This window comes from Pseudomonas sp. CHM02, assembly GCF_000612585.1.
Taxonomy (GTDB): Bacteria; Pseudomonadota; Gammaproteobacteria; order Pseudomonadales; family Pseudomonadaceae; genus Aquipseudomonas.
Genome location: NZ_JFCA01000030.1, coordinates 17,679 through 35,035 on the forward strand (window position 1 = coordinate 17,679; position 17,357 = coordinate 35,035).

Here is a 17,357-nt window from a genome sequence, read left to right on the forward strand (position 1 = left end):
TCGATGAGCGCTACGCACCTGCGTCGAGTGAATGCAGAAAGTTTTGCCCACTACCGCCTGGGCTTGATCGAGCTGTTGCTGGACGCGGTGAAGCACGGTGCCTCGGTCGGCTTCATGGCGGACCTCGACGAAGCTGAGGCCCACACCTACCTGAAGGGTGTGCAAGCCAGCGTCGAAGACGCCAGCCTGTTGCTGTGGGTCGTGGTGCGCGATGAGCGGGTGATCGCCAGCGTGCAACTGGCGCTGTGCCAGAAAGCCAACGGCCTCAACCGTGCCGAAGTGCAAAAGTTGCTGGTGCACAGCAGCGCCCGTCGCCACGGCCTGGGCCAACAGTTGATGAACACCCTGGAACTCGCCGCACGCCAGCACAAGCGTGGCCTGTTGTACCTGGACACCGAAGCCGGCTCCCCGGCCGAAGCCTTCTACCAGTCGCTGCGCTACACCCGGATCGGTGAGCTGCCCGACTACTGCCAAAGCCCGGACGGGCGCTACAGCCCGACCGCCATCTACTTCAAGACCCTGGGGCAACCTGCATGATTCCTGGTGAATATCAGATCCAGCCTGGCGACATCGAGCTCAACGTCGGTCGCCGCACCATTACCCTCAGCGTGGCCAACAGCGGCGACCGGCCGATCCAGGTGGGCTCGCATTATCATTTTTTCGAGACCAATGACGCGCTGACGTTTGATCGCGTGGCGAGCCGTGGCATGCGGCTGAATATTCCAGCGGGGACGGCGGTGCGGTTCGAGCCGGGGCAGAGCCGCGAAATCGAGTTGGTGGAGTTGAGCGGCGGACGGCGGGTGTTCGGGTTTGCCGGACGCATCATGGGTGACCTGTAGCAGCCGGCTTGCCGGCGAAAGCGAGCACGCGAGCGGTCCCCCATTCACTTGAATACAAAGGCATGCCCATGAAAATTTCTAGAAGCGCCTACGCCGACATGTACGGCCCCACCGTCGGTGACAAGGTCCGCCTGGCCGACACCGAACTGTTCGTGGAAGTGGAGAAAGACTTCACCCTCTACGGCGAAGAAGTGAAATTCGGCGGCGGCAAGGTGATCCGCGACGGCCAGGGCCAGAGCCAGTTGCTCGCCCATGAAGTGGTCGACACCCTGATCACCAACGCGTTGATCATCGACCACTGGGGTATCGTCAAGGCCGACGTCGGCCTGAAAAACGGCCGCATCCATGCGATCGGTAAAGCCGGTAACCCGGATATCCAGCCTGGCGTGACCATGGCCATCGGCGCCAGCACCGAAGTGATTGCCGGTGAAGGCATGATCCTCACCGCCGGCGGCATCGACTCCCACGTGCACTTCATCTGCCCGCAGCAGATCGAAGAGGCACTGACCAGCGGCGTCACCACCATGATCGGCGGCGGCACCGGCCCGGCCACCGGCACCAACGCCACCACCTGTACCTCAGGCCCCTGGCACCTGGCGCGAATGCTCCAGGCCAGCGACTCGTTCCCGATGAACATCGGCTTGACCGGCAAAGGCAATGCCAGCCTGCCCGAGCCGTTGATCGAACAGGTCAAGGCCGGCGCCATCGGCTTGAAGCTGCATGAAGACTGGGGCACCACGCCTGCGAGTATCGACAACTGCCTGAGCGTCGCCGACCAGTACGACGTGCAGGTAGCGATCCACAGCGACACCCTCAACGAATCCGGCTTCGTCGAAACCACCCTCGCCGCACTCAAGGGCCGCACCATTCACACCTACCACACCGAAGGGGCCGGCGGCGGTCACGCGCCGGATATCATCAAGGCCTGCGGCTTCGCCAACGTGCTGCCCAGCTCCACCAACCCGACGCGGCCGTTCACGCGCAACACCATCGACGAGCACCTGGACATGCTGATGGTCTGCCATCACCTGGACCCGAGCATTGCCGAAGACGTGGCCTTCGCCGAAAGCCGTATCCGCCGCGAGACCATCGCCGCCGAAGACATCCTGCACGATCTCGGCGCGTTCTCGATGATCAGCTCCGACAGCCAGGCCATGGGCCGCGTGGGTGAAGTGATCACACGCACCTGGCAGACCGCCGACAAGATGAAAAAGCAGCGCGGCCCGCTGCCGGGTGATGGCCCTGGCAACGACAACTTCCGCGCCAAGCGCTACATCGCCAAGTACACCATCAACCCGGCGATCACCCACGGGGTGAGCCACATCGTCGGTTCCATCGAAGTGGGCAAGTGGGCCGACCTGGTGCTGTGGCGCCCGGCGTTTTTCGGCATCAAGCCGACCCTGATCCTCAAGGGCGGCGCGATTGCCTCAAGCCTGATGGGCGACGCCAACGCCTCGATCCCGACACCGCAGCCGGTGCATTACCGCCCCATGTTCGCCAGCTTCGGCAGCTCGCTGCACGCCACCAGCCTGACCTTTATCAGCCAGGCCGCCCAGGATGCCGGCTTGCCCGAAGCCCTGGGGTTGAAAAAGCAGATCGCAGTGGTCAAGGGTTGCCGCACGGTGCAGAAAACCGACTTGATCCACAATGACTACCTGCCGGATATCGAGGTAGATCCGCAAACCTATCAGGTCAAGGCCGACGGTGTGCTGCTGTGGTGTGAGCCGGCGGAGGTGCTGCCGATGGCGCAGCGGTATTTCCTGTTTTAATGAAGGTCACCCAACCCTGGACGCTGCCGGTGTGTTCAGGGTTGGTCCTGCGCTGAGAGCATCAGGAAAACTTGGTTTTGATCATCCCCTCGGTGTACCCGTAGTCGATCCGCAACTCGACGCCCGCCGGAATGTCTTCAGTGGCAAATACGGCATTCAAAATATAGGCTGTTCTCACGCCCGGGCGACTGGTCGCGTGCTCGGCCTCGACGTTGAACCCCGCCGCCTCGACGTTGTACCCGCCTGGGGCCTGCCGTACGGGTTTGCCCTCAGGGTCGTACTCGAAGTTCGTATTTATTCTGGAAATGATCGTGTCGCCTATTACAAAGATCGGTTTAGGTTCCAGGATGCTAATCCCCGTTTGCGGTACAAAACCGGCGACCATGCCAAACGTGCTCTGCGCATTGACAGACATGCTGCCGGGAATAATCACCCCGCCATACACACCGACGATTTCCCCTTTGGCGATACGCCTGTTGGCGACCACCATGGACTGCCCGATCAACGCGCTTTCACCGGGCACCTTCACATCGTCAGCGGTAAACCGTCGCCACTGAAGTTTCTCTTCATAAAGCGCGCCTACGCGCTCATAGCCTTCAAACTCAATATACGGTTTGATCGGCGCCGAGGTGTAGGTGGTACCCGACTCCAGTTTCACCTGTCTCTCCAGGCTTCGAATACGCACCGGCCGGCCCTGTAAATCCCTGAAAGGGTACTTGGCGTTATTGGCGCGATTGTAAGCACCCAGCCGGTTCCTGATGGTCGCGTAGTGAACGTCTTGCCTCATGAAGCTGCGTTCCTCAGCCGTATAGGGCGCCACCGGCATTGATTCCGATGCCGGTTCGAACTCATCGTCGGACGCCCCCTCTTGCATGCCCCCGACCTGACCTCTACGCCTCCACACCCCGGCCACATCCGGCCTGGCGATAATCCCGCTGCTGGACAGTTCATAAGGGTTGTTGGGGCTCTGTACCCGCAACAGATAATGTTGCCCATCCCCCGCATCCGGCATGCTCGCAATAAAGTACTGCTTGCCATCGAACTCAATCGCTTGGGCCTGACTCAGTTGCAGCGCAGCCGCACTCCCCGCTACCGGTTCGGTCAGTGTTTGAAGAGAGGCTCGGGAGACCAAGCGCTCAGCGATTTCCTGACGCGTCAGCCTATCGATCAATGCGGCATCCTCAATCGCCATGCGGGCCTGCAGGTCTTTGGCCTGCCGTTCATAACCATGGGGCGACAAGCGGCCATCAGCATGCCTTTCGTACAGATCGGCCATTTCCTCCTGGAAGGGTTTGCTTTGCGCCTCGAATTGGGGCCGGTATTTGTTCGTTATGTAGTCCTGCCAGAACGCTCGGGACAACAGTGCCTGGAACTCTTCGGGGGACTGATCCAGCGCCACGACTTTTTCATGGGCCGCGTCCAGCATCGCCGGGGTAACCTTCCCCAATGAAGTGAACCTCACGTGCGTGGGCTGCCCGGGCAAGGCGAGCCGGTCCTTGAGGCCATACCGATAGGCCAGCCTGATCTCGACCTCCTCCAGAAGAGCCAACTGCCGGTCTTTCTGAGCGGGCGTCAAGTCGCGGTTGTCGTTGATGCTGGTGCGGCGCAGGTCAATGTCGTTCAAAGCGATCTTCTCAACCTGGTCCAGGCGAAACAGCCCCCTGGACAAGACCGACAAGGCCGCGCCCTGGGTCGAGTCCATGGCCTGGAGCCTGGCCTTGTAGACCAGCGCCATGATTTCCAGGTTACTGAAAGACAGCGCGGCACGATCACAGCAGGCCGGCCGACCCGCCCACTCGAACATCTGCTCGCGCAGGCTTTCGGACTCGGCGGAGTTGGCGGTGATGGTGTCGATGACCTCCCAGACCCGGCGCTGAAGGTCCGCATGCCCGGCGCCAGCCATTTCCAGGTCGCGGAGCACCGCGAAGAAACCATCCGCCCCCGGTTTGCCATGCAACTCGTCCCACTGTGACTGCCTGGCGGCCACCTGCTCTTCGGTTAGCCCCGCCACCCAGCGCCGAAAGGGTACGTCACTCGCCGCAGACGCGGCCACACGGCGAAACAAGGGGACCGTGGCTACCAGTGTGTTCGAATCGTCGCGCAGGGCCAGCCCTGCCCGCTGAAGCCGCTCGCCGTAGCTTCTCACCTGCTGCAACGTAGCATCCGACCAGGGATTGTCACTGGCATTCGTCACGTCATTGACCCGAGCCGTCTGTGCCAGGCGCTCGTCCGGCGGTGAAACGACTGACTCAGGGATCGTTGTCATCCCATTTCCGGAGAGGTTGATCAGGTCCAGCAGCGGTTGCTCACCCAGACCGGTCGGCCAAGTCTCAAGGCCTGCTTGCGCCAGATTGAGTGAGCGCAAATCGGTCATTTCGCTGAAGTCGGGTGAAATACGCAGGTCATTGCTCTCGAGAAATAATGCCCGCAGTGACACGCGCTCAGACAAGATCCTGGCCGTCTGCGAGGTCAAGCGAATCCTGTTGCGCTGTAAAAACAAACGGGTCAAGCCCGGCATTGCCCCCAATGCAGGCGGTAATTCCCGAAGCACGTTGTTCGACAAGTCCAGCCAGCGCACGTGGCTGAACCGTGCGAGGAAATTTTCTGGAGAAGTGCTCAGGCCCATATTGTTCAACTTCAGCGAACCTACATGGCTGAAGTCCACATCTAGGTCCGGCAAGCTCGGCAGGTTCAGATAGCTGAGGTCCAATTCCAGGCCGATCGGTGTGCCATCGTTGGCCAGTTTCTGAGGGGTTTCCCGTCTCCAGCATTTCAAGATCCGCGCCCGGGCGATGTTCCGGGCGGAAAGCGGCGTCGCATCGATGTGCCACTCACCCGGCCTGACGTAACGCTGATGTGCGCCGCCACCGGAGAATGCCCAGGCATCCAGTTGAGACTGGAGTAAATCAAACGCTTGCTCGAGCCTGGCTAACTCCGCGTCGGCCCCGGCGCCTAAGTTCCAGATAAACTCCCTGGCCTTTTGAACGCCGTAGCTTGGGTACAGTTTGCGCACAACGGCCACCTTGGGGTTGCCGCTGTCAAACGCCCCCTCCAGCCCGCCCGGGATCAGATCTGGCCGGGTTTCACCCAGACGTTTCCAGTAACGATCAAACTGCTGCCAGCCGTCGTCGCCAAACGCGTTGCTATCCACTCGCGTGACGCGGTTTATCCGCGCGATAGCCTCAAGCTGCTCGTCTGGCGGATTCAGGTTTGCCTGCGGCACTTCGCGCAATCGGTTATGGCTCAGGTCGACGAGTTCCAATGAGGTTTGGGCCCGCAAGCCTGCTGGCCACTGCTCCAATTGCGTCAGCCGCAAGTTCAGCTTTTTCAACCGGGGCATGCCGCTGAAATCCGGAGTCATCCCCAACGGGTTGCCCTGCAGGTTAAGCTCCTCAAGCGTGTTGCGTGCCCCCAACCTGGCTGCGCTTTGCGCGGTTAACCGAATGGCGTTGGTCTCCAGGCTCAGAGAGGTCAGGCCTTGCATGTCATCAATGGCCAGGGGGACCCCGGTCAGCCTGCAGTTCTTGATACTCAAGGCTTTCAACTGCGTAAAGCTCCGGAGAAACGTCTCCACGTTCCCGCTTGCCATGAAACCCGCAAGCTCGAGTGTTTCGACATGACTGAAATCCGCACTCAATGCCGGCAGGGTGGTTCCCCTGCCATTCGTCAGGGTCAACGCCCTGCTCTCCCGACGCCAGCAACGCCTGATGTCATTGGCGGTACGGCCAGCCATGCCGCCGGCCCGGTCAAAATCAGTCCTGGGCGATCGCGGCTTGTGCGCTTCAACCCACACCTTTAACACCTGATCCAGGGTTTCGAACTGCGCCTCCCATCGAGCCAACCCACCCGAGACGTTCGGGTCCAATGACTGCACGAACTCGAGGACCTGCGCTTCGGTGAACGAAGGAAACAACGTGCGAACACGCGTCTCGGGAGTGCGGGACGCCGGTGCGACTCTCCCGAGCAGCTTTCGGAAACCGAGGCCACCGCCCAACAGGCGCATCGACGCATCATAGGCCGGCCTGAGCACCGGAAAATCCAGCAACACCGTACGCAGTTGGGGACGCGGCAAGGGGGATTGTTGAATCGCCTGTTGCAACTGCGTGACATCGGTGAAGCCCATGGCTTGCCGTTCTTCCGGCCACACGGCCTCCCAGGCTGCGGAGTAGAAGTCCCCCGCCGAAAACAGATTGTCCTGCTGTATGACAAGCGTCCTGGCAGGCAAGGCAACAGGGGATCCTATGGCGTCCAGGATCGGCCCTTGAGGCGAATATTGACGCAGCTCCACCCGCACTCCCCGTCGCCACCCGGGCAGGGTTTCAAGGGTACGCAGGGCCAAGCGTTGACTGTCGAGATCTGTCAGCATGTCCAGGTGCAGCCCTTCATAGGCACGCGATACCCGGGTTTCCTGCTCAAACCATCTGGCCTGTTCGGCCACGGCGCCCGGCAGGCGAGCGCTGCTGCGAAAGCGCAGTAATTGCTCAGTGTCCATGTGTTCAAGCAACTGCTCGGCCATGGGTGTTGACAGGTTGGGGTACGCATCCTGCATCCGCTGGATGTCGGGGTTATCGGTACGATTCAAGGCCTTGTAGCGCTCGTTCACCAGTGAGCCCTTGATGGCGGCCACCCGCCCGGCAATGAACTGCCGTACCTGGCTGGCCCGTATATGCAACGCGTCCTGGGGGCTGCCGGGTACGCCGGGAAGAGCTTCGTCAACGCCCTGCAGGGTGTACAGCACTTCATTGATCAGTTCGCCCCGATCCATGTTGCCCTGGCTCAGCACAACCACTCGCCTCTCAGCCGATGCCGGGCCGGCTTCTTCCCAGAGAACAGCGGCGTCACTGCCCAATACGCGAAGCAGCACGGTATCGGGCCACATGCTGTACCGTTTCATGCTTTGAAGCTGCAACACCGGGTCCGCCTTCGCATATACGAGTGGATCGGTGCTGCTCATCTGTTCAGCAAACGTAGTGAGTTCCTGATGGATCTGAAACCGTTTGATTGTTTCCTTCAGGGCCAGAGGAATGGGCTCATGGTCAACAAAGGTCTCGCGCAAGGCGTTCGGCTCGACCCCGCTGACACGCACCTGATCCGAAAAGTCGGCAAGCCCCAGGCGCCTCAATAGCGTGGGCTCATCCCACGTCAGCGGCTCTTCGAGTTCATGGTTCCAGGCGCCCTGGTAGTTATGCTCCAACTTGGGCGTATAGGCCTCCGGGCGAGTCGGATGCAGGATGCGGAACTGCCCGGTATCCGCATCCGGGCGGACCTTGTACAGCTTGCCTTCCAGCGGTAGCAGCGTATCGCCGTCCTGCTGGTGCAGGCCAAGCTCGTCGGGCTTGGAGCCGGGGTTGAGTCGGATCGCAGACTCATAGGGGTCAAGGTCAGCCTTCCACAGCATTCGTCTGCCGGTCGGCAGGGTGACCGGTTTGAGCGAATCAAGCATGTTCACGCTCTTGATCCGCGGCAACACCTTGGCACCTGCGGCAAAGAACGCCGCGTTGAGGGCCACGGAGGAAAAGTGTGCCCACATCTGTTTAATGTCGCCCTCCTCATAAGCCTCGACCCCTTCGAACACCTCGTAACACATCTGTGCGGCGCCCACGGCAAGCATGATCGGGCCCAGCCCTGGCACCACGAAAGCGGCCACGTTCAGAAAACTGACAACCGCATCGAAGTAGCTCGCCAATCGTTCCTCTCGAGCCTTACGGTCCTCGTCGCCGGTAGGCACGGCGACAGCACTTGCATCGCCGTAAATCTTGCTGACGGATGCCCGGTACAGCGACTCCCACAGGTCGCCGGTCATCGGCACATCAGCCAGACGAAGTCTTCCAGGCTCGGGCTTGAGCGGATAATCGACCGAAGAGTCGGTGTTGCCCGCAGGCTGATACAACGCGTTGAACTGCTTGAAGAACGCCCCTTGTTCACGCCGGGGAATGAACCGGCTGAAAAAACGTCGATAGGAGACACTGTGCAGGCGCGTCCTGAGGTCCGCCATGAAATCGGCGCTTGAGGCATATTCCTTGAGCGGTTGCTGGGGGTCATTCGGGATATACACCACAAGACGTTCGACCCGCGTGCTGCTTCCACGGTCCGGGCCGATCAGTAAGGGCCCGACCAATTGAATACCCAACGCTTTCAATGCCGCGAACGTGACAGGCCGACTGTCCAAGGTGACATTTGACTCGTCGGCCAGCACTCGCTTGAGCATTCGGTAGGCATCGTCACTGATGCCCGATTCAACGCGTTGGCCGCGCCTGGTGAATTGGAGGCGGGCCACCTCGACGCTCACCGCCAGATGCCGGCGCTGGTGCTCTTGAAACTGCGCCACCACGACCTGAGGCTCAAGCACGTCCTTGAGGTGTCGCTGGTAAAGCGCTCCCAGATCCAGGGTACGACAGAGCTTGGCAAAAGCATGCGGCTCGATGGCCACGGCCTGTTCGTTGATCGCGTAGAACGTCGGAATGATTTCGCCGTCATACGCATCGAAAGTGGTAATGACCTGGCAGTCGTTGCAGGTGGGTGGCCGTTCTTCATCCGGCTCGAAGTTGGCCAGCGCGGCCTCCAGCAAAGAAACACCGCGGTACCGGTAGCTGAGCGTCGGATCGTTCTGCTCCTCGAACGAGAACACGCCGTACAAATCCGTGCGACCGCGCGGGAAGCCGTATTTTCTGGCGAAGTAGACCCGGCGGACATCCAGGTCCAGGTTGAACGTTTTCTTGATCGCGTCTTTCAGCGGCTGCTCGGCGAAATCCAGAATGCCGCTGATGCCACCCAAGCGGCCCTCAAGCGTGTTCAACGCCTCGCGGTAGGCGGTGTGGCTGCCTGCCAACGCGGCCCTCGCGTCAGGCGACGCGGCTCGGTACCAACTGGGTATTTGAAACAGCTCGTGGCTGGCGAGTTCTTCCTGCCGGCGCTGGCTGGCCTGGTTGAACCAGGCAGGCACGCGTTCCTTGAGAAAGTCGTAATGAACACCGCGAAGGTCGGCGTTCAAGACGCCGGTGGCGGTGACGGTAGAAGGGGCTGGCATGGCGGATCGTCCTTGGCTGGTTACAATGCCCTCAGCCTATTGAACGATCCGGTGTAAATGGCCTGCTATAGATACCGCGTGGCACTCCCGGACAACGCCCGTAAGCCCATGCCGGCCCGCCGGGATTCAAGGCCCCGGTATACCGGGGCCTGACTCGGCAGGGCAATCACCTGATCATTGATTCCAGGTTTGGCGCGGATCGAATGCGGCGCTGCTCGCCAACGCTTGCCACAACGCCTTGACCTCGTCGTCAGCGTCTTTGGGCATCACCACCTTCAGTTGGATAAACAGATAACCCCGCTGCCCGCTCTTGTTCAGCAAGCCATGCCCCTTGGCACGCATGCGCTGGCCGTTCTGGCTGCCGGCAGGCACCTTGAGATTGATCCTGCCGGTCAGGGTCGGCACCGCGATCTCGGTGCCCAACGCCAGCTCCCACGGCGCCACCGGCACGGTGATCACCAGGTTTTCGTCTTCCACTTCAAACTTGGGGTGCGGCGCGAACTTGATGATCAGGTACAGGTCACCATTGGCCCCACCGCCAATGCCTGGCGCGCCCTGGCCTTTGAGGCGGATGCGTTCGCCGTCGACCACGCCGGCGGGGATCTTCACGTTCAGGCTCTTGGTGGTGTTGCTGACGTGGCGGCCCGAGGCGTCGTATTGCGGCACCTGGAAGCTGATCTGCTTGGACTCGGTGGACAGCGTCTCTTCGAGGAACACCGACAGCTGCATCTCGACGTCCTGGCCCTTGCGCCCGGCAGGACGGCGCTGGCCGCCACCAAAGGCGTCGCCACGCGAGCCGAAGATCGAGCTGAAGAAGTCGGAGAAGTCCTCGCCGCCGCCACCACCGCCGAAGCCGCCACGGCTCTGCCAGCCCGGCGGGCCCTGGAACGGCTGGCCATGCTGGCCGTATTTGCGCAGCTCGTCGTATTCAGCGCGCTTGTCGGCGCTTTTGAGCGCCTCATAGGCTTCGGACGCATCCTTGAATTTCTCTTCGGCGTCTTTTTCCTTGCTTACATCCGGGTGATATTTGCGGGCGAGCTTGCGATAGGCGGCCTTGATTTCCTTGTCATCGGCGCTCGGCTCGACACCCAATATCTTGTAGTAGTCTTTGAAATCCATCGGCGGTTCACCATCCTTAATCGAGATCGCACAGCCCGGGGCACAACGTGCGCTGCATTGCACTTGTTGAGTCTTGTGGCCTGGGGGTGCGTCAAAGTGTTATCGGCGCTAGCCGTATGCACCAGATGTGGGGGCAAATACCCAACTTTCAAGCACGATTTAGCGGATAGTCGGCCTACGCATCCGCCTTCGACTGGCATACACTGCGCGGCCGTTTTTCAACCGGAACCCGATAGACATGAAAAACCCATCCCCAGCCCGTGCCTGCGGCATCGACTTTGGCACGTCCAACTCCACCGTCGGCTGGATCCGTCCCGGCGAGGAGACGCTCATCGCGCTGGAGGACGACAAGATCACGTTGCCGTCGGTGGTGTTCTTCAACTTCGAGGAGCGCCGCCCGGTATACGGTCGCCTGGCGTTGCACGAGTACCTGGAAAACTACGAAGGCCGGCTGATGCGCTCGCTCAAAAGCCTGCTCGGTTCCAAGTTGATCAAGCACGACACCAGCGTGCTTGGCACCGCGATGCCCTTCACCGACCTGCTGGCGCTGTTCATCGGCCAACTCAAGAGCCGCGCCGAAGCCAATGCCGGCCGCGAGTTCGAAGAAGTGGTGCTCGGCCGCCCGGTGTTCTTCGTCGATGACGACCCGATGGCCGACCAGGAAGCCGAGAACACTCTGGTCGACGTGGCGCGCAAGATCGGCTTCAAGGACATCTCGTTCCAGTACGAGCCGATTGCGGCCGCGTTCGACTACGAGTCCACCATTGAAAAGGAAGAGTTGGTACTGATCGTCGACATCGGCGGGGGTACGTCCGATTTTTCCCTGGTGCGCCTGTCCCCGGACCGCCGCCACAACGACAACCGCCAGAGCGACATCCTCGCCACCGGCGGCGTGCACATCGGCGGTACCGACTTCGACAAACAGTTGAGCCTGCAAGGCATGATGCCGCTGTTCGGCTACGGCAGCCGCATGAAAAGCGGCGCCTATATGCCCACCAGCCACCACATGAACCTCGCCACCTGGCACACCATCAACTCGGTGTACTCGCAAAAATCCCAGCTGGCGTTGGGCAGCATGCGCTACGACATCGAAGACACCGGCGGCATCGACCGCCTGTTCAAGCTGATCGAGCAGCGCGCCGGGCACTGGCTGGCCATGGAAGTGGAAGAAACCAAGATCCAGCTGACCCACGAAGACAGCCGCCACGTGCTGCTGGACCGGGTTGAACCGGGGCTGAGCGTGGAACTGAGCCGGGCGCTGTTCGAATCAGCCATCGATGGCTTGCTGGAGCGCGTGCGCAACAGCGTCACGCAGTTGCTCAACGATGCGTCGGTGAGCGTGGCGCAGGTGGACACGGTGTTCTTTACCGGTGGCTCCAGCGGCATTCCGGCACTGCGCCACAGCATCTCGGCGATGTTGCCGAATGCGCGGCATGTGGAAGGCAATATCTTCGGCAGCATTGGCAGCGGCTTGGCGATTGAAGCCAGCAAGCGCTACGGCAGCTAAGAAGCTCTACAAGGAGCGAGTTTGCTCGCGAAAAGCCTGAGAACGCTGCGTTATCGTTGACGTTCTTCGCGAGCAAGCCCGCTGATTCTGTGGCGAGGCCCTAGCGGTGATAGATCGCCCACAGCCCTAGAAACGTCAGGCACCACATGACCAGCCCCGGCACGATCACCAGGTAGTTCCACGGATTGAACCGAGCGTTGCTCAGCCCCTTGGCGTCACCTGCCGCAAAATTGATCAGGCCTTGGGCTTGTTGAAGGATGTAGGCGCAGAGAGGTATCGCCAGGAGCGTCAGGCTCTTGTAGGCAAACAAACCCTCCACTCGCGCAGCCACGGCGTCAAACACGTTGGCCCCCACGGTCACCACCACGAACACCGTCGCCCATTGTTCGAAGTCGAAATCGAATTTTCGGCCGCTCTCGACGACTCGCCGGTAGGCCAGGCGATAGAGCTTGTGAACAAAGAAGATAAAAAAGAACGCACGCGCCAACGGCAAGAGGTCGGCTTGATTGGCTTTCTTGTACAAGCTCCAGTTTTTATACGCCCAGACGTAGGTATACAGCCCAAAACTGAGCAGGCTGAGGATCAGCAGCTTGTTCGGGGAAATGACATAAAACTCGGCAGACGGCTTTACCGCCTCGGACAACTGCGCCGTTGGCGGAGCATAGATATTGTCGCTCACAGCTTGTTTCCCTCTAAGTCCCTTTGAAGTCCACGAAGCAAACGCGCTTCAGTTATCCCGTCAAACCATCCCGCCGAGCTTCAGCTCGCTCTTGAGGTATGCGTAGTAGATCGGCCCCGCCACCACGCCAGGCAGGCCGAAGGCAGCTTCGAACACCAGCATCGCCAGCAGCAATTCCCAGGACTTGGCACTGATCTGCCCGCCCACGATCCGCGCGTTGAGGAAGTACTCGACCTTGTGGATCACGATCAGGTACCCCAGCGCCGCCACCGCGACCCAGATCGACAGCGACAGCGCGACGATGGTGATCAGGGTGTTGGACATCAGGTTGCCGATCACCGGCAACAGGCCGAGCAGGAAGGTCAGTACGATCAGGGTCTTGGTCAGCGGCAAGTGAATCCCGCACAGCGGCAGCACCACAGCCAGGAATACGGCGGTGAACGCGGTGTTCAGTGCAGCAATCTTGATCTGGGCGAAGACGATGTTGCGAAACGCCTGGACCAACAGGTGCAGGCGGTCGAACAGCGCGGCGGCCAGGGGTTTGCGCTTGGTCAGGTCCGGCACGCGCTGCAGGGCGATGATCGCGCCGAGCACCATGCCGATGAGCAGGGTGACGAACATGTGGGCGGCGTCTTTGCCGACCAGTTGCAGTTCGCTCAGGTGCTTGCTCAACCAATCGCCGATGGCCACGCGAAATTCAGCAGCGCTGGCGGGCAGGTAAGCGTCGAGGAACGGCGGCAATTGCCCGCGCGCGCGGTCGACCACCCCCATGAATTTGTCCAGGGACGCCCCGGGGTTTTCCGCTTCGTGGAGCAGGAAGCTGATGGCGCCGGCAAAGATCAGCGTCAGCACGCTGACGATCAGGGTGCCGAGCAAGGCCACCGCCAGCCAACGCGCACGCCGGCCTTCGATCAATCGCTGCAGTTGGGGGGTGAGCATGTTGACCAGTTCAAAGACCAACAAGCCGGCCAGCAGGCTGGGCAGCAATTTCAGCGGCAGTACCAGCAGCAACCCGCCGAAAATGATGATGTAGCTGGCCAGCAATATCACGTGACGCTGAGAAAACGTTGGCATACAGCCTCAAAACGAACGGCGTTAAAGGATGTTGTAGGAGCGAGCTTGCTCGCGAAGAACGCAAGGGCACCGCGTTTAGTCTGGATAAACGCGTAAGCGTTCACGTTTTTTCGCTGGCAAGCCAGCTCCTACAGGGGGCTGTGTGCGAGTGTCGCAGCCTTCTATGGCCTGGGGCTATTATTTCTTCAGGCAGGTGCTCATAAAGGTTTTGCGCGCGTCGCCGGTCAAGGCTTTGGTCTTGGCGTCCGCATTGCAATCCTTCATCTTCTGCTGCTGTGGGGTCAGGGTCTTGGCGTCATTGGCCGCCGGGGCAGACAGGCAGGTCTTCATGAAGGCCTTGCGCTCGTCCCCCTTGAGCGTCTTGGTGGTGGCTTCGGCGTTGCAGGTGGTCATTTTGTTTTGCTGGGCGGTAGCGGCAAAACCTTGGGAACACAGCAGCAGGCCCATCATCAACAGCGGAATGCGCAGCATCTTCATGGAGTTTTCTCCCTGTTGCCGTACCGGGGGGCACGGCCTACCCAGCAGTGTAGTCAAAGCTTGTTACATCTTCATCGGCCACGGATATGTGTGCGTCGGTACTGCTCAGGGGTACAGCCCGCCTGGCGCTGGAACATGGCGATAAACGCCGAGGCGGTGCTGTAGCCCAGATCAAACGCCACCTGTTGCACGCTGCGTTCGCTGTCGAGGGCTTCGATGGCCGCCAGGTAGCGCAGGCGCTGGCGCCATTCCCCAAAGCTCATGCCCAATTCCCGCACAAACTGACGTGCCAGGGTGCGCTCGCTCACATGCACCTGTTCGGCCCAGTGCGCCAGCGGGCGGTTGTCGCCGGGATCGGCCTGCATGGCTTCCAGCACACCGAGCAGGCCGGGGTGACGGGCGTAGGGCAGGAAGCACTCGTGGATCGGTGCCTGCTTGAGCTGGTCCACCAGCACCTGGGCCAGGCGAATGTCAGCCTCGGTCTGCGGCATATTCACGTCACGCTGGGCAAAGTCGCTGAGGATCGCCTTGAGAATGTCGCTGATGGCCAGGGTGCAAGGCTGTTGCGGCAACTGCTCGCAGAGCTCCGGCGCCAACCCGACCGAGTGGTAGACGATCGCCTCGGCGTTGTAGGAGCTGTGCTCGGTATGCGGCGGCACCCACACCGCGTACTGCGGCGGCGACATGAAGCGACTGCCGGCCACTTCCATGCGCATCACACCACTGGCGGAGTAATCCAGCGAACCCCAGAAATGCTGGTGCGGCGTGCATTCGGTGTCAGGAGCGAAATCCGAATAGCGGAAGTACACCGGGCTTGGCAACCGGGAGAAATCCGGGAGGCGGACGTTGTGCTTGGCCATATTGTCTGGATACAGAGGTCGGTTGTCTGGATCGCAGTATAAGCTTCGATCCAGACAATGGATAATCCTGTCTCATCAACACACCTGGTTCCTTTCGATGCAATACGCTTATCCCTTGCTGGCCATTTTTATCTGGGCCGGCAACACCGTCGTCAACAAACTGGCCGTGGGCTCGATCTTCCCGGCGGAGATCGGTTTTTACCGCTGGCTGCTGGCGGCACTGCTGTTCACGCCGTTCATGGTCAAGCCGGTGATCGCCAACTGGGCGATGATCCGCCCGAACCTGGGCAAGGTGTTCATCCTCGGTGTGCTGGGCATGGCGGTGTACCAGAGCCTGGCGTACTACGCCGCGACACTGACCAGTGCCACCAACATGGGCATCATCCTGTCACTGATGCCGTTGATGGCGCTGACAGCGGCCATCATCAGCCTCGGCCAGCGCCTGACCTACGGCGCCCTGACCGGTGCAGTGCTGTCATTTGCCGGCGTGGTCGTGGTGGTGTCGGCCGGCAGCCTTGGCGCGCTGCTGCAGCACGGGGTGAACCTGGGTGACGGCATGATGCTGATCGCGACCCTGGCCTACGCGATCTACAGCACCTTGCTGAAAAAATGGCAGTTGCGCCTGCCGCCGTTGGTGTTGCTGTATTTGCAAGTGCTGGTGGCGGTGGTGGTGCTGTTTCCGTTGTTCCTGTTCTCTGCCAAAGCCGGCCTGGGCTGGGCCAACATTCCGCTGGTGCTGTATGCGTGCCTGCTGGCTTCGATGCTGGCGCCGCTGGCGTGGATGCATTCGGTGAAGACCTTGGGCCCGAGCCGCACCACGTTGTTTTTCAACCTGCTGCCCCTGATCACCGCGCTGATTGCCGCCGCGGTGCTGAAGGAAGAACTGGCGCTGTATCACCTGGTCGGTGGCCTGCTGACCTTGGGCGGGGTGATCCTGTCGGAGCGCTGGACCACGCCGGTCAGTGCTGCCTGAACCGTCGCTATCGCAGGCAAGCCAGCTCCCACATTCGGCCACATTCCAAAGGTGGAACTCGGTCGAATGTGTGTGGCGGGCTTGCTCGCGAAGAACGAAAACGCGGTCTCCCGACTAGACTCCAGCAGCCTTGAGCCTTTGCGCATGCTCGACAAACAGCCTGATCGGCTCGGCGCCCTTGCCCACCAGGCCCATGGATTGGTTGACGATGTCGAAGTGGTCCAGGGCGTAGTCATCGCCGATCACCAGCCCCAAGTGTGAACTGTAGCGCCCGACCATGCCGTCGCACTGGCCCTTTTCCCGCACGAAGCTGCGGGCGAACAAGCGGCAGCTGCGATTCGTGCCGTCGAACAGGTTGCGACCACGGTCGGTGATGCCCGGTTGCAAGGTGCCGGACCACGAGTAATAGCGCACGCCGTTGACCTCCTCGGCGCCCTGCCCGCCCCATGTCTGGGGCAGACCTTGTGGATAGTGCTGGTTGAACAGCGCCACGCCGGCGCTGGTCAGCGAATGGTGGGACGCCTGCAAGTCCGCCTTGAAGCGCGGCCCGCGGTAGCCGGTTTCCAGCACACCCATCACCCAGGCGACCAGGTGAAACAGCGCGCTCATGATCCTGCCTTTGACGCCGTCGATGGGATAATGAAGGTGGATATGGTCCGCCAGCTCCGAGCCATGGTTGGGGCCCGCCACGGACGTCACCGACGCCACCCACTCCGGGCGTTTGGCCGCCGCATACCGGGCAGTGAGCGAGCCCTGGCTATGGCCGATCAGGTTGACCTTGTCGGCCCCGGTGTCGCGGCGGATGCGCTCGATGTGCACCAGCAATTGCTCACCGCGCACCTCGCTGGAATCCAGCGGCGCCACCTGCACCGCAAACACCTGCGCACCGCCCGCCCGCAGCGCCGGGACGATGCCGTACCAGTACGGGAACCACACCAGGCGTACAAACCCGAGCATGCCGGGCACCAGTACAAGGGGATAACGCGTGGCGAGGGATTGAGGCATGGAGCGGGCGTCCAGGGCGGTCAGGCGA

General features: G+C 61.1%; 12 protein-coding genes. 5 read left to right on the forward strand and 7 right to left on the reverse strand.

Annotation, left to right across the window (positions count from 1 at the left end; translation table 11 throughout):
- Positions 1–3 precede the first annotated feature (3 nt).
- From BM70_RS0118255 to ureC, 3 genes are all read left to right on the forward strand, one after another.
- On the forward strand, positions 4–537 hold the full coding sequence (locus BM70_RS0118255; protein WP_025857314.1) for a GNAT family N-acetyltransferase: 534 nt from the start codon (positions 4–6) through the stop codon (positions 535–537).
- Entirely contained in the window at positions 534–839 is a 306-nt protein-coding gene (locus BM70_RS0118260) for an urease subunit beta (RefSeq protein WP_025857315.1), read from the forward strand. Before BM70_RS0118255 ends, BM70_RS0118260 begins: the two co-directional genes overlap by 4 nt.
- A 68-nt stretch (positions 840–907) precedes the next feature.
- On the forward strand, positions 908–2,608 hold the full coding sequence (gene ureC / locus BM70_RS0118265) for an urease subunit alpha (RefSeq protein ID WP_025857316.1): 1,701 nt from the start codon (positions 908–910) through the stop codon (positions 2,606–2,608).
- 61 nt (positions 2,609–2,669) lie between these two features.
- Here the strand turns inward: ureC and BM70_RS0118270 are convergent, their stop codons facing one another.
- Both BM70_RS0118270 and BM70_RS0118275 read right to left on the reverse strand, forming a co-directional pair.
- A complete protein-coding gene (locus tag BM70_RS0118270; RefSeq protein WP_025857317.1) occupies positions 2,670–9,635 on the reverse strand; it encodes an NEL-type E3 ubiquitin ligase domain-containing protein in 6,966 nt (2,321 codons plus the stop codon).
- 174 nt (positions 9,636–9,809) lie between these two features.
- Complete coding sequence (locus BM70_RS0118275; RefSeq protein WP_025857318.1) at positions 9,810–10,754, reverse strand: DnaJ C-terminal domain-containing protein; 945 nt, start codon at positions 10,752–10,754, stop codon at positions 9,810–9,812.
- 238 nt (positions 10,755–10,992) lie between these two features.
- Between BM70_RS0118275 and BM70_RS0118280 the strand changes: the two genes are divergently transcribed.
- Positions 10,993–12,261 carry an Hsp70 family protein gene (locus BM70_RS0118280; RefSeq protein WP_025857319.1) on the forward strand — a complete coding sequence of 423 codons (1,269 nt, stop codon included), beginning with the start codon at positions 10,993–10,995 and terminating at the stop codon, positions 12,259–12,261.
- A 100-nt stretch (positions 12,262–12,361) separates the two neighbouring features.
- On the opposite strand, the gene BM70_RS0118285 is transcribed toward BM70_RS0118280, so the two are convergent.
- The 4 genes from BM70_RS0118285 to BM70_RS0118300 all read right to left on the reverse strand — a co-directional run bounded on the left by BM70_RS0118285 (position 12,362) and on the right by BM70_RS0118300 (position 15,351).
- The gene (locus BM70_RS0118285; RefSeq protein WP_025857320.1) at positions 12,362–12,940 is read right to left on the reverse strand and encodes a hypothetical protein; all 579 of its coding nucleotides are present in this window, start codon (positions 12,938–12,940) and stop codon (positions 12,362–12,364) included.
- 60 nt (positions 12,941–13,000) lie between these two features.
- Complete coding sequence (locus BM70_RS0118290) at positions 13,001–14,014, reverse strand: AI-2E family transporter (RefSeq protein WP_025857321.1); 1,014 nt, start codon at positions 14,012–14,014, stop codon at positions 13,001–13,003.
- Positions 14,015–14,191: 177 nt separating this feature from the next.
- Positions 14,192–14,491 (reverse strand): PsiF family protein, encoded by a 300-nt coding sequence (locus BM70_RS0118295; protein ID WP_024073127.1) that lies wholly within the window; start codon positions 14,489–14,491, stop codon positions 14,192–14,194.
- Positions 14,492–14,562: 71 nt separating this feature from the next.
- Complete coding sequence (locus BM70_RS0118300) at positions 14,563–15,351, reverse strand: helix-turn-helix transcriptional regulator (RefSeq protein ID WP_025857322.1); 789 nt, start codon at positions 15,349–15,351, stop codon at positions 14,563–14,565.
- Between the two features lie 97 nt (positions 15,352–15,448).
- On the opposite strand from BM70_RS0118300, the gene BM70_RS0118305 reads away from it, so the two are divergent.
- Complete coding sequence (locus BM70_RS0118305) at positions 15,449–16,324, forward strand: DMT family transporter (protein ID WP_025857323.1); 876 nt, start codon at positions 15,449–15,451, stop codon at positions 16,322–16,324.
- A 114-nt stretch (positions 16,325–16,438) separates the two neighbouring features.
- Here BM70_RS0118305 and BM70_RS0118310 read toward each other — a convergent pair whose 3' ends face one another.
- Positions 16,439–17,329 (reverse strand): triacylglycerol lipase, encoded by an 891-nt coding sequence (locus BM70_RS0118310; protein WP_025857324.1) that lies wholly within the window; start codon positions 17,327–17,329, stop codon positions 16,439–16,441.
- Between the last annotated feature and the right edge of the window lie 28 nt (positions 17,330–17,357).